At 37.6% G+C, this 21,964-nt stretch carries 19 protein-coding genes; 13 read left to right on the top strand and 6 right to left on the bottom strand.

Going from position 1 to position 21,964, the window contains the following annotated elements; all coding sequences use genetic code 11:
- On the top strand, nucleotides 1-429 hold the full coding sequence (locus LUA90_RS14715; protein WP_231491415.1) for a DUF1810 domain-containing protein: 429 nt from the start codon (nucleotides 1-3) through the stop codon (nucleotides 427-429).
- Between the two features lie 4 nt (nucleotides 430-433).
- Here the strand turns inward: LUA90_RS14715 and LUA90_RS14720 are convergent, their stop codons facing one another.
- The gene (locus LUA90_RS14720) at nucleotides 434-958 is read right to left on the bottom strand and encodes a DUF421 domain-containing protein (protein ID WP_231491417.1); all 525 of its coding nucleotides are present in this window, start codon (nucleotides 956-958) and stop codon (nucleotides 434-436) included.
- 271 nt (nucleotides 959-1,229) lie between these two features.
- Between LUA90_RS14720 and LUA90_RS14725 the strand changes: the two genes are divergently transcribed.
- Entirely contained in the window at nucleotides 1,230-1,463 is a 234-nt protein-coding gene (locus LUA90_RS14725; protein ID WP_231491419.1) for a hypothetical protein, read from the top strand.
- A 7-nt stretch (nucleotides 1,464-1,470) separates the two neighbouring features.
- Here the strand turns inward: LUA90_RS14725 and LUA90_RS14730 are convergent, their stop codons facing one another.
- Entirely contained in the window at nucleotides 1,471-2,241 is a 771-nt protein-coding gene (locus LUA90_RS14730) for a DUF72 domain-containing protein (RefSeq protein ID WP_231491420.1), read from the bottom strand.
- A 284-nt stretch (nucleotides 2,242-2,525) separates the two neighbouring features.
- Between LUA90_RS14730 and treZ the strand changes: the two genes are divergently transcribed.
- From treZ to LUA90_RS14745, 3 genes are all read left to right on the top strand, one after another.
- Nucleotides 2,526-4,361, top strand: coding sequence for a malto-oligosyltrehalose trehalohydrolase (gene treZ / locus LUA90_RS14735; RefSeq protein ID WP_231491421.1), 1,836 nt, complete (start codon nucleotides 2,526-2,528; stop codon nucleotides 4,359-4,361).
- Nucleotides 4,362-8,417 (top strand): malto-oligosyltrehalose synthase, encoded by a 4,056-nt coding sequence (gene treY / locus LUA90_RS14740; protein ID WP_231491422.1) that lies wholly within the window; start codon nucleotides 4,362-4,364, stop codon nucleotides 8,415-8,417.
- A gap of 96 nt (nucleotides 8,418-8,513) precedes the next feature.
- Nucleotides 8,514-8,879, top strand: coding sequence for a response regulator transcription factor (locus tag LUA90_RS14745; RefSeq protein WP_231491423.1), 366 nt, complete (start codon nucleotides 8,514-8,516; stop codon nucleotides 8,877-8,879).
- A gap of 82 nt (nucleotides 8,880-8,961) precedes the next feature.
- On the opposite strand, the gene LUA90_RS14750 is transcribed toward LUA90_RS14745, so the two are convergent.
- Nucleotides 8,962-11,883 carry a cell wall metabolism sensor histidine kinase WalK gene (locus LUA90_RS14750; protein ID WP_231491424.1) on the bottom strand — a complete coding sequence of 974 codons (2,922 nt, stop codon included), beginning with the start codon at nucleotides 11,881-11,883 and terminating at the stop codon, nucleotides 8,962-8,964.
- A gap of 167 nt (nucleotides 11,884-12,050) precedes the next feature.
- Nucleotides 12,051-12,821 carry an SDR family NAD(P)-dependent oxidoreductase gene (locus LUA90_RS14755; RefSeq protein WP_231491425.1) on the bottom strand — a complete coding sequence of 257 codons (771 nt, stop codon included), beginning with the start codon at nucleotides 12,819-12,821 and terminating at the stop codon, nucleotides 12,051-12,053.
- Between the two features lie 316 nt (nucleotides 12,822-13,137).
- Between LUA90_RS14755 and LUA90_RS14760 the strand changes: the two genes are divergently transcribed.
- The gene (locus LUA90_RS14760) at nucleotides 13,138-13,533 is read left to right on the top strand and encodes a heme-binding protein (protein ID WP_231491426.1); all 396 of its coding nucleotides are present in this window, start codon (nucleotides 13,138-13,140) and stop codon (nucleotides 13,531-13,533) included.
- A 103-nt stretch (nucleotides 13,534-13,636) separates the two neighbouring features.
- On the top strand, nucleotides 13,637-14,116 hold the full coding sequence (locus LUA90_RS14765; protein ID WP_231491427.1) for a DUF4385 domain-containing protein: 480 nt from the start codon (nucleotides 13,637-13,639) through the stop codon (nucleotides 14,114-14,116).
- A 147-nt stretch (nucleotides 14,117-14,263) separates the two neighbouring features.
- Here the strand turns inward: LUA90_RS14765 and LUA90_RS14770 are convergent, their stop codons facing one another.
- Entirely contained in the window at nucleotides 14,264-14,818 is a 555-nt protein-coding gene (locus tag LUA90_RS14770; RefSeq protein WP_231491428.1) for a hypothetical protein, read from the bottom strand.
- A gap of 552 nt (nucleotides 14,819-15,370) precedes the next feature.
- On the opposite strand from LUA90_RS14770, the gene LUA90_RS14775 reads away from it, so the two are divergent.
- The 6 genes from LUA90_RS14775 to LUA90_RS14800 all read left to right on the top strand — a co-directional run bounded on the left by LUA90_RS14775 (nucleotide 15,371) and on the right by LUA90_RS14800 (nucleotide 21,246).
- On the top strand, nucleotides 15,371-16,993 hold the full coding sequence (locus tag LUA90_RS14775; RefSeq protein ID WP_231491614.1) for an ABC-F family ATP-binding cassette domain-containing protein: 1,623 nt from the start codon (nucleotides 15,371-15,373) through the stop codon (nucleotides 16,991-16,993).
- A gap of 79 nt (nucleotides 16,994-17,072) precedes the next feature.
- Nucleotides 17,073-17,747: a hypothetical protein gene (locus tag LUA90_RS14780; protein ID WP_231491429.1), complete on the top strand. Its 675-nt coding sequence runs from the start codon at nucleotides 17,073-17,075 to the stop codon at nucleotides 17,745-17,747.
- A gap of 14 nt (nucleotides 17,748-17,761) precedes the next feature.
- Nucleotides 17,762-18,418 carry a hypothetical protein gene (locus LUA90_RS14785; RefSeq protein WP_231491430.1) on the top strand — a complete coding sequence of 219 codons (657 nt, stop codon included), beginning with the start codon at nucleotides 17,762-17,764 and terminating at the stop codon, nucleotides 18,416-18,418.
- Nucleotides 18,419-18,531: 113 nt separating this feature from the next.
- Entirely contained in the window at nucleotides 18,532-19,236 is a 705-nt protein-coding gene (locus tag LUA90_RS14790; protein WP_231491431.1) for a DUF4397 domain-containing protein, read from the top strand.
- 107 nt (nucleotides 19,237-19,343) lie between these two features.
- On the top strand, nucleotides 19,344-19,928 hold the full coding sequence (locus tag LUA90_RS14795) for an RNA polymerase sigma factor (RefSeq protein WP_231491432.1): 585 nt from the start codon (nucleotides 19,344-19,346) through the stop codon (nucleotides 19,926-19,928).
- Complete coding sequence (locus LUA90_RS14800; protein ID WP_231491433.1) at nucleotides 19,921-21,246, top strand: hypothetical protein; 1,326 nt, start codon at nucleotides 19,921-19,923, stop codon at nucleotides 21,244-21,246. Before LUA90_RS14795 ends, LUA90_RS14800 begins: the two co-directional genes overlap by 8 nt.
- Here LUA90_RS14800 and LUA90_RS14805 read toward each other — a convergent pair.
- Entirely contained in the window at nucleotides 21,243-21,818 is a 576-nt protein-coding gene (locus LUA90_RS14805) for a peroxiredoxin family protein (RefSeq protein ID WP_231491434.1), read from the bottom strand. The genes LUA90_RS14800 and LUA90_RS14805 overlap by 4 nt on opposite strands.
- Between the last annotated feature and the right edge of the window lie 146 nt (nucleotides 21,819-21,964).

Raw genomic sequence — 21,964 nt, forward strand, 5'->3', positions numbered from 1 at the left:
ATGAATAGCGAAGGTTTAAGCAGGTACTTGGTTGCCCAAAACGAAACATACATGAGGGCGGTAGACGAACTCAAGAACGGCAGAAAAGAAAGCCATTGGATGTGGTACATTTTCCCGCAGTTAAAAGGTTTGGGTAAAAGTGAAACAGCACAGTTCTACGGGCTCAACGATTTGGCAGAAGCACAGGCTTTTCTCCAGCATCCCGTACTCGGCGAAAACCTTTTGGAGATAACTAAAATTACCCTGAACATTAAGGATAAATCTGCCCTCGATATTTTTGGAAACCCCGATAACCTTAAACTCCGCTCCTGCATGTCCTTGTTTGCACAACTGGAAGAAGCAAATCCGCTTTTTCAACAGGTGTTGGATAAGTATTTTAATGGCGAAGCCGACCAACAGACTTTATCTATACTTCAGAATCAAGCTTAAAACACTAGCCTAAATCCTCCGTATTTAAATCATCTAAACTCGTGTGGGTACTGGGTAATGATTTTTTAACAACCGTAAAAGTTCCGTTAAGCTCCATAACAACAGCCTGCACGTCTTCCATACGGTAGAGCCTGTACTTCCGGATTTCGGCATAAACCTCCTCTTCTGTAATCACCTCCTTGTCCATCGCATCCCTTATAAATTGCCCGTTGTAAAAAAGAAGGGTTGGAGAAGAATTAATAATCGCTTCAGCTGCCGCAGATTTTCTGGCTGTCCAGGCAAGCGCATATTGCAGAAAAATAATAATGAGCAAAGCAACCAAACCCTCCGCTATCGTAACTTTGGCTAATATCATCGAAGATAAAGTAGAACCCAAAGTAACCGTCACTACGAAATCAAATGCATTAAGCTTAGCAAGCGTTCGCTTACCGGAGATGCGGATGAAAATAAAAAGTGTGATATAACCTATAAAAGCACAAAGCGCAATGTTTGCCAAACTCTGCCAATCTTTAAAAAGTAATTTTTCCATATTTACACATTGTGGATTTACCAAAAAAAAACAGGCAGTGAGCAAAGCCTACTGCCTGTTGAAATCAAATTGCATTTACGGACGCTTATCTCCTGCCTATAAATAACCTGAAGCCTGCACTTTAGTTTTCCCTAATTCACAACCTGCAGCACTTTTCCTTTTTAAATTTTAGCCTTAAACCACCTAATGTTTAAACTAAATTTTTATTCTTAATAAGTGTAAAAATTTGCGAACTATTAATATAGGGAAAGGTTATCTAAGAAACTTTGCTATGAAAGAAATCTTGGAAGGATTAAAGCTATTGCTTGGAGATAAGGTGAAAGACATTTATCAATACAACCAAATGGAGATAAATTTAATGCTCTTTAAACCCGAAGACTTGGATAGCATTTACAGCCAGACAGAAACTTTCATACAGCGGTTAAATCCTACTTACACCTTCACAAAAATTAACTTTATAAATTATAAAGAAGAAGTTTTAAAGTCGTTTTCCCTTTTACAATAATCAGGGTTTAACCTTCTGATTTTACCAGACTGCACAGGCATTGCAGGTTTTCGAGCGCCGAACCCATCGTATTATTAAAATAAGCATATACCTTTTTGCCCTGAGCCATCCAGTCGATGATATAACTTGCATATTCTGCTAAAATAGTTTCATCATAACTGCTGCGGTAGTTACCATCCGGCCCGTGGAAACGTAAATAAACAAAATCTGGATGTGTATCCAACAACGGACTTGGAGCAACTTGCTTATCATGGAGAACCATACCGGCATCATGTTCTGCCAGGAGTGTGTAAACTTCAGGCCGGTAAAGCACATTGTTCCTAAATTCTACCGCTACTTTCCACCGCTTTCCAAGGTTATGTTCCTGCACAATCGATAACAAGGCATGTATTTTATCAAGCTGATGCCCAACACTCGGCGGAAACTGAATGAGCAAACAGCCCTTTTTATCTCCAACACCATTCAATGCCGACATAAAATCTGCAACAACCTGCGGCTCAAAATCTAAACCTTTACTATGGCTGATGCCCTTAAAAAGCTTAAAGCTAAACTCAAAATCTTCGGGAACCAATGCTGCCCATTTTTGCAAAGTAACAGCCCTTGGTATTTTATAAAAACTGCTGTTTACCTCAATCGAATTATACAGAGCGCCATAATACACCATCCTCGGTTTGTCTTGAAACGCTTCAGGATAGTGCAGTTTATTTGGCACCGGCAATAGCAATCCACTGCTACCGCTGTAATAATTTGAAACCATATCGGAAATTACATCACCCATATTGCAAACTGGTAAATGCTGTTTTATAACATCAAAAGAAATACATAAGGCAACACAACTTTTATGTTCAGCTACCTTTCATTATCTGAACCTTTTTTAAGATGATTTGTTCAGGTGTTAAATCATAAAAGTAAAATGATAAGGGACAATTGTTTTCAGTGGATACCGCATTTCATTATTGCACCAATCTTTACAAACAAAGGCCTGCTGTGTCATTATTTTCTAATAGACCTATTTTTTGTAAACCTTTATTCCTAAAAGCTTGTTGTTTCAGAGAAGATACCATGCAAATAAACATTAATCAAAGAACAATTGGTCTGAATTTTAAAGACGGCGTTGCCGGGCTTTTGGTTTGGGCGCCTAAAGCTGAAGCAGTTAACCTTAAGGTTCCATCCAAAAGCCTTACTTTGCCACTGGAAGAAAAGGATTTGGGTTATTGGACACTTTCCACAAACGCAGTTACGGAAGGAGATGATTATCTGATAGAACTTTTTGGCAATGAAACTAAAGAATCTGAAATTTTCCCCGACCCGGCATCTCTTTTTCAACCGGATGGCGTTCAAGGAAAATCAAAAGCATATAACCAGCAAACCTACAAATGGCAGCATCTAAACTGGAAAGGAATACCTCTAACAAACTACATTATTTATGAATTGCATGTTGGCACTTTTAGCACCAGCGGCGATTTTAAAGGTCTGGAAGATAACTTAGATCATCTAGTTGATTTGGGCATAACCGCAATTGAACTGATGCCCCTGGCACAGTTCTCCGGAGAACGAAATTGGGGTTATGATGGCGTATTTCCTTTCGCAGTTCAAAACAGTTATGGCGGCCCCGATGGTTTAAAACAATTGGTTGATGCCTGTCACGCAAAAGGAATTGCCGTGATTTTGGATGTGGTGTATAACCATTTCGGCCCGGAAGGAAATCATGCACCTAACTTTGGCTTTTATTTTACAGATAAATACAAAACGCCCTGGGGTTCTGCAGTAAATTTCGATGATGCCTGGAGTGATGGAGTAAGAGATTTTTTCATAGAGAACGTATTAATGTGGTTTCGCGATTTCCACATTGATGCCTTGCGGCTGGATGCGGTACATGCCATCAAAGATTTCGGTCCGAAACACATTCTGGCCACCATTAGTGAACACGTAGCGCAGTTTTCCGCACAATCTGGAAAAGCACATTACCTGCTCGCCGAACTCGACCTTAACGATAAGCGCTTCATTAATCCGGTAGAAAAAGATGGTTATGGCATGCATGGGCAATGGGTTGATGAATTTCACCATGCACTAAGGGTTGCCGCCGGGCAAAAGCCAATTGGTTATTATTCAGATTTTAATGGTATCGAAGATTTAGCAAAAGCCTACAACGATGCTTATGTGTATACGGGCGCCTATTCTCCTCACCGCAAGAAAAAATTTGGTGTTCCAAATGATAATCCCGGAGAGCAATTTATCATATTTTCTCAAAATCACGACCAGGTAGGCAACCGCATGCTTGGAGAGCGAAGCAGCCAGTTAATTGGTTTTGACTTAGCTAAGGTATTGGCCGGAGCAGTTTTTTGTGCTCCTTTTCTTCCATTAATATTTATGGGAGAAGAATGGGCGAGCGAAAAACCCTTTCAGTATTTCGTTAGCCATACAAACCCCGAACTAAATGAAGCTGTTCGAAAAGGCAGAAAAGAAGAGTTTAAAGATTTCCACCATCCGGAAGAACTGCCCGACCCAGCCGCTGAGGAAACCTTTCTGAATTCTAAATTGGATTGGGAAAACCTGCCAAAAGAAAAACACCGGCAGATGTTAAACTATTATAAAGCGCTTATCGCCTTAAAAAAATCAAACCCTGCCTTAGGTTCAAATCGTAAAAATACGCTGGCAAAGGCTTATACCGATAAAAACCTGCTAACACTTCATAGAGAAACTGCCGGGCAACATGCAGTCTGTATATTAAATTTTTCAGAGGCTAACCACGACCTTGGCTTTATACCCAATCTGCAAGGCTTTAGGATTGCGTTAAACTCCGCATCCATCCCATACGGAGGGTCATTACCAATGGTTAATGCGCTAACAATCCCTAAAATTATTCAAGCACAATCGATATTAATTTTTATAAAATAAATGATCATCCCTGCATCTACTTACCGTATTCAGTTCCACAAAGAATTTACTTTTAAAGATTTTGAAGAAATTCTCCCGTACCTACATAAACTTGGTGTCGATACCATATACGCCTCCCCTATTTTCAAAGCTTTTCCAGGTTCAACGCATGGTTACGATGTAATTTGCCCCTTGGAAATTAATCCCGAAATCGGGACAGAGAAAGAACTTTTAGATTTATCAGCCAGGCTTAAAAAACTAAAAATGAATTGGATACAGGATATTGTACCCAATCACATGGCCTTTCATCCAAACAACAGCTGGCTGATGGATGTGCTTAAAAATGGTCAGAAAAGTATTCATTCAAGCTATTTTGATATCGATTTTAAATCAGGAGATGGCAAAATAATGGTGCCTTTTTTAGGTAAATCACTTCAGGAGGCCATCGAAGATAAATCCATACAAATTAAAACCCGTGATAAAGATTTCTATATCGCAAGCGGTGATGATTATTGGCCGGTGAACATGGCGACCGCAAGAGCCTTATCCAAATCAAACCTGACAACGATAAACACCTCTGCAGAATCAATTCTAAGGATTGCCGAAAGCCAGCATTATCGGCTTTGTAACTGGCAGGAAACCAATGAACGCATTAATTACAGACGATTTTTTACCGTAAACAGTTTAATCTGTCTCAATATTCAGCATCCGGATGTTTTTGAGCATTACCATCGCTACATTCTTGCGCTTTGCAAACAAGGCGTATTTCAAGGACTAAGGATTGACCACATTGATGGGCTTTTTGATGTAGAAGCTTACCTGAAAAGATTGCGTACAGAGGTTGGCAAAGATGCCTATATCGTTGTAGAAAAAATCCTGGAGTTAGGCGAAGAATTACCAGAAACCTGGCCTGTGGCCGGTACAACAGGCTATGAATTTCTGGCGCAGTTAAATAATTTATTTACCAATCGCGATGCAGAGAAAACACTTGATGATACTTATGCAAAATTTACCGGAAAGCAGCATGTACCAGAAGTGTTAATGGAGGAAAAGAAGAGGGCAATTTTAACAAAAAGCATGCAGGGTGAACTGGAAAACCTTTGTAAACTATTTTACGATTTAAACCTTGATGAAGGTTTATCATTTGACCGAGATGCCTTTAAAGCCGCTATGGCAGAAATGCTGATTGCAATGCCTGTATATCGCTATTATACTTATGATTTTCCGATGGAAGGTGAAAACCTTGAGCAATTGGAATCATTAATAGCAGGTTTGAAAGCGACTAAAGAACATGCAAATGCAGCCGATATCCTTAACGAAGTATTTATTACCCGACCATCAAATTCAGATAAAAAGATTAACCAGCATCTTAGCGCATTTTATCAGCGCTGCATGCAATTTAGTGGCCCGCTAATGGCTAAAGGTGTTGAAGATACCTTGATGTTTACTTACAATCGTTTCACCGGACACAATGAAGTTGGAGATTCTCCCCTTCATTTCGGTACAGACGTTGCCGCTTTTCATAAATTAATGCAGCAGCGACTGAAAACATGGCCGCATAGCCAAAGCGCAAGCACAACTCACGATACAAAAAGAGGGGAAGATTTCAGAGCAAGATTGAATGTGCTTAGCGATGTTCCGAAAGCCTGGTCTGCTTTTGTAATGGAATTAAAAACAGTCATGGAGCAAGATAAAAAAAGCTTCCCAACCTTAACCACTGTCCACCCAAACGACCTTTACTTATTAATTCAAACGCTTGTAGGCGCTTTACCTTATGAAGATTTTGAAGCTGAAGCTTTCGCTTCAAGAATGGATGCATTTTTAGAAAAAGCGGTTCGCGAGGCAAAAAAGAGATCAGACTGGGCTTCGCCTGATGAAGAATACGAACAAGCTTTGCAAGCATTAAGTAAAGCAATGCTCGACCCTGCAAATACAATCTACAGCAAAATCAGAGCATTTATTAGTGAGATTCAGGATTATGCCATTCTTAACAGTTTAGCGCAGCTTTTAATCAAATGCACCGCTCCAGGTGTTCCCGATTTTTATCAGGGCAGCGAATGCTGGGATTTATCACTGGTCGATCCGGATAACCGCCGCCCTGTAGATTATGATAGCAGAATTTCAGTATTCGAATCGATAAACGAAACAATGCCAATAGCATCACTATGGGCAGAAAGAGCAAGCGGAAAAGCAAAAATCGGGCTTTCCTCACGCTTATTAAACATCAGGAAAAAGCATCCGAAGGTATTTAGCCAGGGCGATTACATCCCCTTAAAAACTACCGGAAAATATGCTGCACAGCTTTTTGCTTTTGCCCGCAAATGGAAAAATAACTGGATAATAACTGCAGTACCATTAGGCCTCGCGAAACTAGCTGAAACTTCAGAATTTAAGGCAGAAGATTTCGATTGGAGCGATACACAAATCATTTTACCCGCTGGTGCACCACTTGGCTGGACAGATTTATTAAATGGCACAGATGGCCACAAAGATATTTTAAATGAAGGCATTTTAGCTGCGCAATTATTTAAGAAATTGCCGTTGGCGATGCTTAATTTGGTTGATAGACAACCGGCAAGAGCAGCCGGTGTATTGTTACACATCAGCTCGCTGAATACAGATTTTGGTATCGGTGATATGGGCAGCTCCGCTCGCGATTTTGTTGATTTCCTGCAGAAGGCTAAACAATGTTACTGGCAAATTTTACCTTTAAATCCAACTAAGTCTGCAAACGGAAATTCGCCTTATTCCAGTGCATCGGCAATGGCGGGTAATGTGTTGCTAATAGACCCTAGGATGCTTGGTGAAGCAGGATTATTAAGCAAGGAAGATTTGGAGACAGCGAAGATATCCAGAGCAGGTGATGTTGATTTTGATGGTTCAGAAAAAACGAAATCAGCTTTGCTAAAAAAAGCTTTTAAGGCATTTGATAAGGCGGCAAACAGCGATTTGAAAATTGAATTTAAAACTTTTTTGAAGGAAGAACATCATTGGTTGCCCGATTATGCATTATATGCGGCAATTAAGAATCACCAGCAAGGACAAGAATGGATTAACTGGGAGCATGATTATAAATTTAAAGACAAAGCAGCTTTAACAAAATTTAAAAAAGATTATGCAAAAGAAATAGAGGAAATCTGTTGGCAGCAATTTATCTTTTACAAGCAATGGCTGGAGCTAAAATCTTACGCAAACGAAAAGGGCATACACATTATTGGAGATTTACCTTTTTATGTTGATGAAGATTCTGTCGAGGTATGGACAAACCCGCAACATTTTTTGTTGGATAATGATTTGAACAAATTGCAGATGGCAGGCGTTCCACCTGATTATTTTAATGCTTCGGGGCAACTTTGGGGCATGCCGATATTTGATTGGGCAGCATTAAAAAAAGACAACTACCAATGGTGGGTAAACCTCCTGAAACAAAACCTAAAACTTTACGACCTATTAAGATTAGATCATTTTAGAGCTTTTGCAGCCTATTGGCAGGTTCCGGCTGGCTCAAAAGATGCAACTAGTGGCGAATGGGTTAAAGGTCCGGGGACTGCCTTTTTCGAAATATTAGAAAAAGAACTTGGCGAACTTCCTTTTATTGCAGAAGATTTAGGGGAAAGCGCACCAGAGGTGGAAGCACTTATGGATGATTTTAATTTACCGGGTATGAAGGTTTTACAATTTGCCTTTAGCGAACAACTTCCATCATCTCCACACGCACCCCATAATTTTAGTTCGTCAAATACCATTGTGTATTCTGGTACGCACGACAATAACACGGTTAAAGGCTGGTTTGATAAAGAGGCTGATGAAAATATGCACAACCGAATATCTGATTATACTGGAATTAAAGTATCTGAAAGCAATATAAATCAGGTAATGATTAGGCTGTGTTATAGCTCTGTTGCCAAACTAGCGATTTTGCCTATTCAGGATATTTTAGCCCTCGATGAAAAAGCCCGTATGAATGTACCCGGAACAGGAACTGGAAATTGGGACTGGCGTTTACAAAAAAACGCCTTAAACGAATCAATTAGTAAAGCTTTGGCATTGGAAGCGGAGCGTTACGGAAGAGTTTAACCCGACAAAGGCTAAATTGGTTCGGTTCTGACTTATTTCTAAGTCAAAACTGAACAAAACTGCCCCGAAGATGTTATGATGAAATATTAATTTTAAATGAAGAAAACTATATATGTACTCGAAGATAATGAAGACATCTTAGAGGTAATCAGCGAAACTTTGAAATCTGAGGGCCATGAAGTAAACGGCTACACCAATACGGTAAGTTTTAAAACAGCTATTAGGGAAACAAAACCCGACTTATGCCTAATTGATGTGGTGCTACCGGATGGCCATGGCATTAATATTTGCGAAGAAATAAAGTTAGACCGGACGATGAAAAACCTACCGGTAATTTTATTAACAGCTAATGCAGAGATTGGAAAAATGAAGTTGCGCAGCAGAGCGGATGATTTTATTGCAAAACCTTTCGATTTATCTGATTTGATAAAAAGAGTAAATGCACAACTTCAAAGCAACTAAAAATAAATTCCATAAAACCTATTCCAATATCTTTCTCTTCGATTTTTACAAAGCAAGCAGAAGGATATTGGGAAATAAAATCTTATTTGGGAAGGCTAAAATGAAATACGGAGCCTTTTGATACTTCACTATCTACACCAATTTCCCCGCCATGGCGGCTGATGATTTCTGCGCAAAGATATAGTCCAACACCAAATCCTCTAAAGCCTTTATGGGCACTATCGGTGCGATAAAAACGCCTAAATACATGCGGCATTTCTTCTTTCTTAATTCCTACGCCGAAATCGCGAACACTGGTTACTATTTTACCATCTTTATGTGTAACAGATACTTCAATTTTAGGTGAGCGAGGGGCATACTTTACTGCATTTACGAAAAGGTTTGTTAATACCTGAGCAATTTTTTCCCTGTCGGCAATAACATGATGGCTTTCTCTGTGCTCAAAACTAAACTCATGTTCTGGTGAAGTAGATTGTACATCGCCAATGGTTTCTTTAATCAGCGCTGTCATGTCAAACGATTCAGGATTTAACCTTAACATACCTTCATCAAGTTTACTTACGTCAAGTAAGTCATCAACCAGTTTAGCCATTTTAGTTACCTGATACCTTGCCCGTTCAGCTGCATGAACGAGTGCTGGCTCGTTTAATTTAACTGATTTCATGCCAATAATTTGTGCATAACCGGAAAGCGCTGTTAAAGGGGTTTTCAGCTCGTGGGTTGCAACCGCAATAAAATCTCGCATACGTTGCTCATTATGTAAGCGTACCCGATGTATTTTAATTTGCGCCCTAACTTTGCTTAATAACTCCTGACCAGAAAATGGCTTAACCAAATAATCATCAGCGCCTGCTTCCAAACCATCAATTCTAGCCTCCTGACCAGCCCTTGCAGATAGAAAAATCAGTGGAATCCAATGTTTTTCTTCCTTTTCTCTCAGTTTCTTTAATAAGCCTTTGCCATCCAATACCGGCATCATAATATCGCTTAATATTAAATCCGGAGTAATGTGTTTTAACTGTTCCAAAGCATCAGCACCATTGGTTGCAGTATAAATAACATATTCTTGCGCCAGAAGACGTTGCAAATAATCACGCATATCTGCGTTATCATCAACAATAAGAACTTTAGCATCTGCAGTGTTCACTTTCAGTTCCGTATCTACATGTTGGGTTTCAGTAGATTTTGTATCTGCATCTACTAGCCCGGAAGCTTCCTGTAAAAACGATTCACGAAGCCCGATGTTGCTTGCCTGGTAATTCTTTTCCTTTACTTGTTCTGCCGGCAAATGGGCATAACCCAATGGGATATTCAAAGTAAATACAGAGCCTTTACCTAAAGTACTCTCCACAGAAATTGAGCCTCCGTGAAGCCCTACCAATTCGCTCACTAGAGATAGCCCAATACCGGTACCTTCATGCGTTCTTCCTGCAGAATTTTCTACACGATGAAAACGCTCAAACATGTGTGGAAGTTCTGATTGCGGAATACCAACACCTGTATCCTCAATGCTCAAAATTAGCTTTGAGCCATCAGATTTGACTTTTAAGGTGATTCCGCCTTCAAGCGTATATTTAAATGCATTTGAAAGCAAATTGAGTACAATTTTTTCCCACATCTGCAAATCAACGTAGGCTTTTATAGGTTCATTACCACTTTCTACCACAAGGTACATATCGGCTTTTTCGATAATGGAGCGAAAACTACTTGCTAAATCGGTAGTTAAGGCAACAATGTCAATAGGCTGGTAAGCGGCTTTTATACGTCCGGCTTCTACCCTGCTAAAATCTAACAGATTGTTAACGAGTTTCAAAAGCCTCATCGCATTGCGATGTGTAGCATTCAGTGTTTCTTTAACCTGTTCATCAGCTGTAATCGGATGTGCCAGCAAATCTTCTAATGGTCCGAGCATCAGTGTTAAAGGTGTACGGAATTCGTGACTAACATTGCTAAAAAAGGCAGTTTTTGATTTATCGATTGCCGCTAATGCTTCGGCTCTTTTTTGTTCTTGCTCATATGTGTACACGTTTGATACTGCCGTGCTGAAGGTATTGCCAAGCATGGTATAAAAGCCCAGATACTCTTCATCCATTGCCCGCCTAGAACTTACACCTGCAATAACAAAAGCTGCAGGCTTATCTTTCCCGGAAATAAATACGGGCAAAATTACAGCTGAATGGGGTGTTTCGGGATAAGGTTCGCAAGTAAAATCTCCGAATCTTTCGTTTAAATTTTCGAGCACTACAGGCAAATTAATATCAGATGATAGAGGCCAAATGCCCTTTGCATCAACATTAACTTTTATATTATTATTTTCAAGTGCCGATGCATTCGCCAATCCGGCACTACTTATCAGCCTTGCTGTTTCACCATCAGCATCAACAGAATAAAAAAGTAAAAAGGGTAAATCAGCTGTAAATTCATGGTGTTTCTCGCTAACCAGCCTGCCAATTTCTTCTACACTTTTTGCTTTAGCAATTAGTGTTGCCACATCACGGAGCACCTGCGTTCTTCTGGCGCTTAGCATTTTATCTGTAGTTTCTGTTATGGGATGAAAAATCCCACCAACATTGCCCGATTCATCGCGTATTGGCGCAAAAGAAAAAGTCATAAATGCCTCTTCAAGATAGCCATAACGATATAAGAACATTTGCTGATCTTTTATATACGTGCCTTCACCTTGCTGGCCGCGGGTAAATTTATCTCCAACAACCTCAAGCGCCGATTCCCAGCAAATACGGAAATTCATGCCCATAGATTGCGGATGCATTGCACCACAGATAGGGCGGTAGGCGTCATTATAAATTTGGATCGTTTCTGGCCCCCATGCAATAAGAATTGGAAAAGTAGAAGAAAGACAAAGACTTACTGAAGTACGCAAGCTTTGCGGCCAATTTTCAATCGGGCCTAACGGATTTTTTGACCAATCCATTGACCGGATGAGTGCACCCATTTCACCTCCACCCGATAAGAATTGCTCGCTCGCTAAATCCTTTTGATCCATTCTTTTATAAATTATTTAACGGATAAAGATAAGACAAAAGCAGCATAAACATCAAGCCAGATGAATTAGCCTAACAAACCGATAACAATTTGATTTTCAGTAATTTATATGCAAAAAATAACTTATTAAAATTATAATGATAAACAAATTAAGAATGTTACAATTAATTACTGCTCTTCGTAGTGATAAGTAAGTCCACCATCTACAAAATAAGTAGAGCCGGTTACGTAAGCAGCATCATCAGAAGCTAAAAAAGCAACCACACCTGCAACATCTTCTACTGTACCCATTCTACGCATTGGAATGTTTTGGGTAACTCGTTCTAATTGTTCTTTATTATTGAGTAAATCTTTATTAATTGGTGTAGAAACCGCTCCCGGTGCCACATTATTTATCCTGATGTTAAATGGAGCAAGCTCTGTTGCTAAATTTCTGGTTAACATTTTTAGTCCGCCTTTACTTGCACAATACGCTGCAAAATGTGGAAAAACGATTTCCTCGTGTACCGAACTCATGTTAATCACTACACCACCTACACTATTTTTGCGGCAATGTTTAACAAAAGACTGGATGCTGAAAAATACGCCTTTCAAATTCGTATCCATTACAAGGTCGTAATCATCTTCGGTTACCTCCCAAAAATCAGCACGCTTTTCTACACCTGCATTGTTAACCAAAATATCTAATTTACCATATTGCTTAACAGCCTTTTCTATTAAATGACTGGCCTCATAAGCCTGGCTTAAATCAGCAACCAGAAATGTTGCTTTTTGGCCTATTGCTTCAATTTCTTTAATTAATTTTTCGCCCCTTTCATCAAACTTGTGGCCATTTAAAATGACATCACAACCTTCTTTTGCTAATCTTAACGCACAGGCTGCACCAATGCCCTGACTGCTACCCGTAACCAACGCTACTTTACCTTTAAATCGATTCATATTATCTTTCTTATTAAAAGATAAATGCAATTAGGCCTATTATGTTTGAAAAAGTTTAGATTAATGAATTTGCCTTCTATTCCAATCAAATAGCTGTATATTTATAAAAAAATATCGTAAAAATCTCAGCTTAAAACCTGCTACTTCCAAACGGAATGGATTAAAATAAACCTTTAAGGAGCTGTTATGTTAGTGATTAAAGGTTAAGTTTGAAAATACAATGCATTACTTGCAAAGTTTAAAAGATGCTACATCTTAAAACCAGATATTAATTCTTTAACTGATTATTTTTAAATTATAAATAAAATATACAACTATGAGTTTAACATTAGAACAGGCAGAACGCATTTCAAATGCGGCTAAAATGAAAGCTAAAGAAATTGGCGTTCCAATGAACATTGCAATTATTGATGAAGGTGCAAACCTTAAAGCCTTCCATCGCATGGATAATGCATGGTTAGGATCAATAGATATTGCCATCAAAAAGGCAAAAACTGCTCGTTTTTTTGATATGAATTCTGGCGAAATCGGTAAACTATCGCAACCGGGGCAACCACTGTACAATATTGAACATTCTAATGGCGGACTAATCTCTTTTCCTGGTGGTGTTTTGTTAAAGCAAGGCGATGGTATAGTTGGTGCAATAGGTGTTTCTGGCGGAAGCGTAGAGCAAGATCATGAAGTTGCTGAAGCTGGAGCAGCGGCCCTTTAACCAACGAATATTCATATTGCAATAATGATGGTTTCCAATAACAAATTTGTCGTTGTTGGAAACCAATTGCGCTATTTTAGGTTAAGATTTTAAAGCAAAGCCGATGCAAAAACCATCTTACCTAAATTTTGACATTAAAAAATACGGTTGGAAACCTGATATTGATTATCGAAAAGAACCGGAACTTTATCGCGTAGGTAAAGGCGAGCAAGGCGTATTAATTTGCGAGCCCTATAAATCAGAAATCGGAGCTTACTGGCGTTTTAAAAATCCACAAATTGCCGCGGATAGTGCCAACAAAATATTCAGCTTATTTGAAGATTATTTAAAGGCAAATGATTTTGTTGGAATGGATATGGCCAGAAAGTATTTACAAATGGGTTATACAAGGGCCCGGCGATACGCTAACTACAAAAGTGGCCGAAAGTATGACGCGACCAAAAATTATGCACTTCTGGAGCGTGGAACCGGAACAGAAGAAAAAGCAAAATCAGCAGAAATCTTTTATGCGGTTTGGAAAAAAGCCGAAGCAAATCACCAATACACGATTCTAAAAAAAGAATGGAAGAAAAAATTTGGCTGAATAAATCTATATTGAAAAATATTTTAAGCAAATTTCACAAGAAGTGATATAAAAATACTTTCCTGTAATAACGCATTTTTACTTTTAACTTTCAACTTTTTACTTTTTACTTTCAACTTTTTACTTTCAACTTTCAACTTTCAACTTTCAACTTTTAACTTTAAGCTGTTTCCTAATCTGCTTTACTTTAGCAAAAAAAGCAATACTTTCCTTATCTACTAAAAACTCCATCGTACTAATAAGTTCTTCTTTTAACCATTGGTGTTTACAAGTAAAATTTGCCAGAATATTTAAACAATGAGATTTAACAGCTACCGGGATTTTATCATCAATTAACCAGGCAAAAACAGTTTCAATAATACTGTCAGTTGAATAATCTGCTATCATTAACTTGATTTCAGCCGATGCTTTTTTCCCAGTCATAAAAGCTAAAATTTTAACATAATGCCTTAATGCCGAATGGTTACTTTGCTTAGGAAGATGCTCTAAAAAATAATCCGCGTAAGGTAGGAACTGCTTCTGATGATTTGAATAAACACGCTCTAAAATCCAGGCAGCCCTAAAACCGATTTGTTCGTCTTGATGGAAACTGGTGTCGATTAATTGCTTACATGAAAAAGTTTCATCAGATGCTAATGAAGCTAAATGCTCAACTTCGATTTTGCCAACAGGTTTCTGTATAATGTCTATTAAAAATTGCATGAGCTATAAAATTAAAAAAAACCAACTGATTTTACCATCAGCTGAAGCAGACCGCAATAAATGAAAAACTGTTTAAACACGGGTTATAAATCGACGTTGCCATTCATTACCGTTGGTTTCAACCAACGGATAAAAAACAAATACCAATAGGCTTTAGCCACAGTAATACTTTGAGGTTGAAATTTGCTATAAGCATTATCTCTTGTTAAATAAACCTGATTGAACGAAAATACTTTTGATTAAACCTATAAGGTTTTGAAAACCTTATAGGTTTAAAAAAGATTATAGTGAAAGCTGGACTGTTTGAGCCATAAAACACTGAAAGCTCGTTTCCAAATTTTAAATCCATCAGCTGAAGCAGACAGCATTGAAATAAAAAACTGTTTAACACAGCATAAATCGACGTTGCCAATCATTACCGTTGGTTTAAACCAAAGGATAAAAGGAAATGCAATTGGGCTTTTAGTCAAAATTATTAATCCTACTCCTTTTACCATCTATCTTTTTACCCTCAACCTTTTTGCCTATCTTTGCGGCTTATTTCTATTTAATATGATTTCAGTTTCTAATTTATCATTACGATACGGCAAACGCACACTATTTGAAGATGTTAACATTAAATTTACCCAAGGCAATTGCTATGGCGTAATTGGTGCTAATGGCGCAGGTAAGTCTACTTTCTTGAAAATTCTATCGGGAGAAGTTAGCCAAACCTCTGGTAGCGTTGCTTTCACTCCGGGCGAAAGAATGGCGGTTTTAAAACAAAACCACTATGAATTTGACGAGTTTTCGGTATTAGAAACCGTTATGATTGGCCATAAAGAACTTTATGCCATTATGAAAGAGAAAGATGCCATTTACATGAAAGAAGATTTTACCGAAAAGGATGGCGAAAGAGCCGGAGAATTGGAAAATATTTTTGCTGAAATGGATGGTTGGAACATGGAAAGCAACGCTGCAACCATGTTAAGCAACTTAGGTATTACCGAAGATAACCATACCAAATTGTTAAAAGAGCTTGATAATACACAAAAAGTACGTGTATTATTGGCGCAGGCCTTATTTGGTAATCCTGATATTTTATTACTGGATGAGCCTACCAACGATTTGGATATTGAAACAATTGCCTGGTTGGAGAATTTCCTGGCTGATTACCAAAATATCGTGTTGGTGGTTTCTCACGACAGGCACTTTTTAGACGCGGTTTGTACACACATTGTAGATATTGATTTTGCGAAAATGAGTACTTACACCGGTAACTACACCTTCTGGTATGAATCTAGTCAGTTAGCGTTAAAACAACGTAGCGACCAGAACAAGAAAATGGAAGATAAAGTGAAGGAATTGCAGGAATTTATCCGCAGGTTTAGTGCAAATGCATCAAAATCAAAGCAGGCAACTTCACGTAAAAAAGCTTTAGATAAAATCGACATCACGGAGATTAAAGCATCGAGCCGTAAATACCCGGCCATTATTTTCAACAATACAGGTAGAGAAGCTGGCGACCAGATTTTGCAGGTAGAGAACCTCGGCAAATCTGGAAATGATGGTATTTTATTCGACAAAGTTACGTTCATGGTAAATAAGGGCGATAAAATTGCCATATTATCTCAAAACAGTTTAGCTACCGCAGCATTTTACGATGTATTAACAGGTAGAACCCCTGCCGATAAAGGCGAATTTAAATGGGGTGTTACCATTAGCATAGCTGATATTCCGAATGATAACTCTGAATATTTTGCAGGCAAAGATGAGAACCTGGTTGATTGGTTGCGTGAATACTCAGGAACAGATGCTGATGAGCAATTTGTGCGTAGCTTTTTAGGCAGAATGTTATTCTCGGGCGAAGAGGTTTTGAAAAATGTAAAGGTACTTTCTGGTGGAGAAAAAATGCGTTGCATGTTCTCGAGAATGATGCTACAACAAGCTAATCTTTTAATGTTTGATGAGCCAACCAATCACCTTGATTTGGAATCTATCGAGGCACTAAACAATGGGATGAAAGATTTTAAAGGAACTATTTTGTTTACTTCACGAGATCACCAGTTAACTGAAACGGTTGCCAATCGTATTATCGAGATTACACCAAAAGGTACAATTGATAAATTAATGACTTACGATGAATACATCAACAGCGCTGAGGTTGCCAAACTTCGTGAAGAAATGTATGCTTAAGCTTAAGTAAAATATATTTTGAAAAGCGTTTTGATATTCCATCAAAACGCTTTTTCTTTATAGAACAAAATCTAAATAAATGAAAACGCTCGCTCTCTATTTTATAATGTTCATCGGTTTTTCTGCATTTGCTCAAAAAAACGATTCTACACGTGTTCGAAAAAGCTTTAATAGCTATGGCTTAATGGAGAAAGCAGTAGAATCAAAATCTAAACCACATATAAGAAATGGTTCTGCCGAGGTATTTTATAACGATCACCTTATCGCAACTGGTTTATATAAAGATAACGAGCGGTTTGGAAGATGGCGATTCTTTAAATATAAAACCGACACAATTGCACAGATTTATAATTACAGCTCAAAAAAGATTGAATTTAACCTTCCTGATAACACCCAAAATTTCTTCGTTGATTCATTAAAGCAGGGCGATAAATTGATTTTGCCGGTTAAAATTGGAAGCATGATTGATATTTATAAGTATTTGGCAATGAAATCAAAAATACCACAAGAACTGGCTAAAGACAATGTAAAATATAACCTTCTTTATATTATCTATATTAACAAACAAGGAAAAATAACTAAACTGGAAACAGAGTATTTATTAAACACATCAAACACAACCTTTGAAATTACTGATAAATCAAACGCTTATCTCGACTTTGATTTTGTACCGGCAATTTTGAACGGCAAAGCTGTAGAGAGCCAAATGATGTTAAAAGGTACTGCAAGTTTATCGTCAACGATATCTCATTAGCAATAAAATAAATAATGAAAACGCTTGCTCTCTTTCTTTTAACACTTATTGGATTTTCTGCCTATGCTCAAAAAAGCGATTCTACACGTATGAGTTACAGAATTATTCGTGCAGGAATGATTGAGCACTCTACTGAATTAAAATCTAAACCACACATTAAAAATGGTGAATCAGAAATTAAGTTAGGCAGGAATGTTGTTGCAAGAGGGCTGTATAAAAATGGTGAGCGTTTTGGCAGATGGACTTTCTACAAGGCGCCAGATTCAATTGAACAGGTATATAATTACTCAACAAAAAAACTTGAGCGAAATTCAGCATTTGCTAATATAAGCTGTGAGATAGATTCTGCCAAAGTTGGTGACCGAATCATTAAAGCAACAAAAATAGGTGGGTTTTACAGCGGATTGCGCCTTTTGATTAAACTCTTCTCCCCTTCTAAAGAATTTAAGTCGTATGCAGGAATACATCCGGTTTATTTAATTTTTCACATCAATGAAAATGGTAAACTTATTAAGTACGAAACTGAAACCGGTATAGCGAATTTAAAGCGTTCAGAAATAATTCCGCTAACGAAACTAAAACCCGAAGACTTTGATTTTACACCAGCTTACTTAAATGGAAAGGCAGTTTCGTGTAAATTAATTTTTGAATCTAAACTAACTGTAGAATAAAACTTAACGAAAACAATTTTTTTTGTAGCGTTTTTTTAATACGCTTCGTTTAATCAGAAAAAGCGTTAATGGCCATTAACCAATTTTATTAAAAATTGATTTAGAACATTAAAATGAAAACTACTCTGAAAAACTTTAGCACAACTACAAAAATTATACTCTCTCTTCTTGCCATTACTTTATTTTTTTCAGCCTGTAAAAAAAACTGGGAAAATTCTGATTCTGTAACAGTTGCAGGTATTGGTTTCGTTCATGCTTCACCTGGAACTGGCCCGTTAGATTTTATCGTTGGCGGCCAAAGAGCCAACAATGTCGATTTTACCTTTGGGAAAGATTTAGGTTATTATGGAGCTTATCCTGGTAGCCGTTTGTTTGGAATTGCAAAGAAAGACACTTTGAAATATCTTTCTACACTTGATGTTACCTTAAAACCAGGTATTTTTTATTCAGCATTTGTGGTAGATGTATTACCAGCACCTAAAATTCTGGTTTTTGAAGATGATTTAAAAGCACCTGAAACTGATAAAGCAAAAATTCGTTTTATAAATTTAAGTCTGGATGCGCCAGCTTTAGATTTAGCTGTGCAAGGTAAAGATGCCGCTCTTTTTACCGCTAAAGCTTATAAAGAATCAACAGCTTTTATCTCTATCGACCCATCAGATAATTACACTTTCCAGATTAAAGAAGGCGGTAATGTTACAGCAACATTACCGGCAACAAAAATCGAAAAAGGTAAAATTTACACTTTGTGGGCAAAAGGTTTAAAAAGCAAAACAGATAGCACCAAATTTAATCTTGCAATATTAAGTCATAAATAACACCTACATATGAAAGGAAAATTAACATCATCCATTATTTTGGATGGTGTTATTTTCTTTAATTTAGTGATGATATTAAAATTAATCTCCAATAAGTTCTTAAAGGGTTGATAAAAAAAATACTCGATGTAGAGGAAATTATAAAAGGCTGCAAAAAGAACGACAATGCCGCTAAAGAAATGATGTATAAATCATTTTATGGGTATTTAATGGGCATTATTTTACGATATGTAAAGAACAGTTACGATGGTGAAGAGCTTGTAAATGACTGCTTTATAAAGATTTTCAAAAATATTAACAGCTATCAGCCACCTGCAAACAAAGCAGAGCTTCAAAAAACATTTAAAGGTTGGCTCGCCCGCATAGCATCAAGAACGGCGATAGATAAACTCAGAACGTTAAAAAACCAAAGTTACCTTGATGATATTACTGAAGAAGAACATCCGTCAAATCATGCTTCGGTTACGTCTGATTTGAACGTGCAGGATATATTAAAATTATTGAATGAATTACCCGATACACACCGACTTGTTTTCAATTTATATGAAATTGAAGGCTTTGCGCATGATGAAATTTCAAAAATGATGAGCATCCCCGAAAGTTCGAGCAGGGTTTATTTAACACGAGCCAAGAATAAGCTGCGTGTATTATACACAAACACTTTGGTTAATTCGTACGAGAGAAATGGATAAGGAATTAATTGATCATATAAAAGATAGCCTTTCGGCGCACGAAGAAGCCTACACGCCCGGCGCTTGGGAGCGCTTTAGCGTGCAGGAAGAAAAAAAACGCAGGCGTTTTGTACTCTGGCCACTTTGGTCGGCGGCAGCTGTGCTAATGGTTTTTGGAGGGCTGTTTTTCTTAAATAATAATTCTGAAAAGATTGATCAGATAGCGATTAAAAAGCCTTTGCTTAAAAAGGAATTGGGTATTGATACAATTACAACAACATCAATAGATCCTGAAACACAAAATAATTTATCAGCTAATGTTCAAAAATCAAATAAGAATTTAGATGTAGCGGAAAAACTTAAAAATAAAACAGTAAGCCTTCCTACCGCAGTGAATCCCAAAGCCGATGTTTATGGTCAAAGTAATCTGTTAGCTAATCCGGAAAGTAACATTAACACAGATTTAGCTACAATTATCAAGCAAAATGAAAATCCGCTATTAAAGCCAAATACAAGTTTCAACATTGCAAATAATGACAATAAAAAGGCTGCGCTGATTATTGAGCAAAAGAAACCTGCTCAAAGCAGATTAACTTTCGAAGATATTCTGGCTCGTGATAGTTACGCAAATAATCAGCTTAAAAACAACAAAAGCAAAAGTGCTGCTAATAGCAAATGGGAACCTGGCATTTACGTAGCACCGGCAATTGGAAATGACAATAAAGTAAATATGAATTACGGTTTTTCACTATCCTACAATGTAGCCGATAAATTATCTGTAAGCTCAGGCATTGCGTACACCGCATTAAGTAGTACAAGCAACCCATCCAATGGTGGCAATAATAATATGAGTTTTGATGCAGTTTCAAGTCCGGTGTTGAGTGCTAAAGGTTCATCTACATTGAACACTTCAAAAAGTTTAGAATCTGTTAATGCAAATGTGAATGGTATAAATATTCCGCTTGAATTAAAGTACAGCATCAGTAAAAAGTTTTACACTGGCGTTGGTGTATCTGCACTTGCAATTTTAAATAACAGACAGGATAAAAATTATTTGGTAAGTAGCGCACAAAACACAACAGTTGCCAATAGTATTGGCGGTTATGCTGAGCAAAAAATGCTTCTGGTTACTGAACGGATTTCAGAACCGCAGGCAGAAGCGACCACCGCTGCCGGCAAATACATTGGTTTTTATAATTTTTCGATAGGTTACAAACAAAAAATATCGGGTAAAAAGAACTTTGCAGTAGAACCATTTTTAAGGCTACCGATGAAAACATTCTCGAACGATAATTTAAACCTAACCAATGGTGGTGTAAGGTTGAAGTTAGATTTTTAGAGTTTTGCTGCAATATCCTTTATGCTGGCTCTTTTTTTATAATCCTTATCAAATTGAACAAACTTTATTTTGCCACTTTTATCAATAATATAAGTTGCGGGTACAGGTAATACGGCATTAAGTGCACCATTATTTTTCGCAACATCAATTCCGTAAGTTTTATATTTTGAAACCAGGCTTTCTTCCATCACAAAATCTACTTTGTAGGCTTTCATAATTTTATAATCTCTATCCGAAATAAGCGAAAAAGAAGCGTTTGTTTTGCCTTTGGTTTTTGCTATAGATTCATTTGATTCTGGTGTTACACCGAGCACGTAAGCACCTTTTTCGCTCAACTTACTTAGCGAATCTTGTAAATCCTTTATATGTTTATTACAATACGGACACCATTGGCCACGGTAGAAAAATAAAACCACGCTCTTGTTTTGCTTAAGTAGCTGCTTGAGGTTAATTTCTTTGCCCTCACTATTTTTTGCAATAAATTCAGGCGCTTTGTCGCCAACTTTTAAACCCGTTTGCGCATACAAAGTACTTGTTAACAGTACTAACACCGAAAATATTAAACTTTTCATATTCTTATAATTAGGTATAAATATAGCTTAATATTATCTGCTTATTTAACATTAAAATTTGGCGCAAATAAAAGCAATAACAGTAGTTCTTTTGCGGCATCAGTCCCGCCTTTTGCTGCCTGCCTACCGCAGGCAGGCGAGGAGAA

It is taken from the genome of Pedobacter sp. Leaf170 (assembly GCF_920984665.1).
Taxonomy (GTDB): Bacteria; Bacteroidota; Bacteroidia; order Sphingobacteriales; family Sphingobacteriaceae; genus Pedobacter.

Coding starts and splice junctions, on each gene's coding strand:
- LUA90_RS14750 (WP_231491424.1), bottom strand. CDS start 11,883: ATGGATCAAAAGGATTTAGCGAGCGAGCAATTCTTATCGGGTGGAGGT.
- LUA90_RS14720 (WP_231491417.1), bottom strand. CDS start 958: ATGGAAAAATTACTTTTTAAAGATTGGCAGAGTTTGGCAAACATTGCG.
- treY (WP_231491422.1), top strand. CDS start 4,362: ATGATCATCCCTGCATCTACTTACCGTATTCAGTTCCACAAAGAATTT.
- LUA90_RS14805 (WP_231491434.1), bottom strand. CDS start 21,818: ATGAAAAGTTTAATATTTTCGGTGTTAGTACTGTTAACAAGTACTTTG.
- LUA90_RS14715 (WP_231491415.1), top strand. CDS start 1: ATGAATAGCGAAGGTTTAAGCAGGTACTTGGTTGCCCAAAACGAAACA.
- LUA90_RS14770 (WP_231491428.1), bottom strand. CDS start 14,818: ATGCAATTTTTAATAGACATTATACAGAAACCTGTTGGCAAAATCGAA.
- LUA90_RS14745 (WP_231491423.1), top strand. CDS start 8,514: ATGAAGAAAACTATATATGTACTCGAAGATAATGAAGACATCTTAGAG.
- LUA90_RS14755 (WP_231491425.1), bottom strand. CDS start 12,821: ATGAATCGATTTAAAGGTAAAGTAGCGTTGGTTACGGGTAGCAGTCAG.
- LUA90_RS14775 (WP_231491614.1), top strand. CDS start 15,371: ATGATTTCAGTTTCTAATTTATCATTACGATACGGCAAACGCACACTA.
- LUA90_RS14780 (WP_231491429.1), top strand. CDS start 17,073: ATGAAAACGCTCGCTCTCTATTTTATAATGTTCATCGGTTTTTCTGCA.
- LUA90_RS14765 (WP_231491427.1), top strand. CDS start 13,637: ATGCAAAAACCATCTTACCTAAATTTTGACATTAAAAAATACGGTTGG.
- LUA90_RS14790 (WP_231491431.1), top strand. CDS start 18,532: ATGAAAACTACTCTGAAAAACTTTAGCACAACTACAAAAATTATACTC.
- LUA90_RS14760 (WP_231491426.1), top strand. CDS start 13,138: ATGAGTTTAACATTAGAACAGGCAGAACGCATTTCAAATGCGGCTAAA.
- LUA90_RS14730 (WP_231491420.1), bottom strand. CDS start 2,241: ATGGGTGATGTAATTTCCGATATGGTTTCAAATTATTACAGCGGTAGC.
- LUA90_RS14725 (WP_231491419.1), top strand. CDS start 1,230: ATGAAAGAAATCTTGGAAGGATTAAAGCTATTGCTTGGAGATAAGGTG.
- treZ (WP_231491421.1), top strand. CDS start 2,526: ATGCAAATAAACATTAATCAAAGAACAATTGGTCTGAATTTTAAAGAC.
- LUA90_RS14800 (WP_231491433.1), top strand. CDS start 19,921: ATGGATAAGGAATTAATTGATCATATAAAAGATAGCCTTTCGGCGCAC.
- LUA90_RS14785 (WP_231491430.1), top strand. CDS start 17,762: ATGAAAACGCTTGCTCTCTTTCTTTTAACACTTATTGGATTTTCTGCC.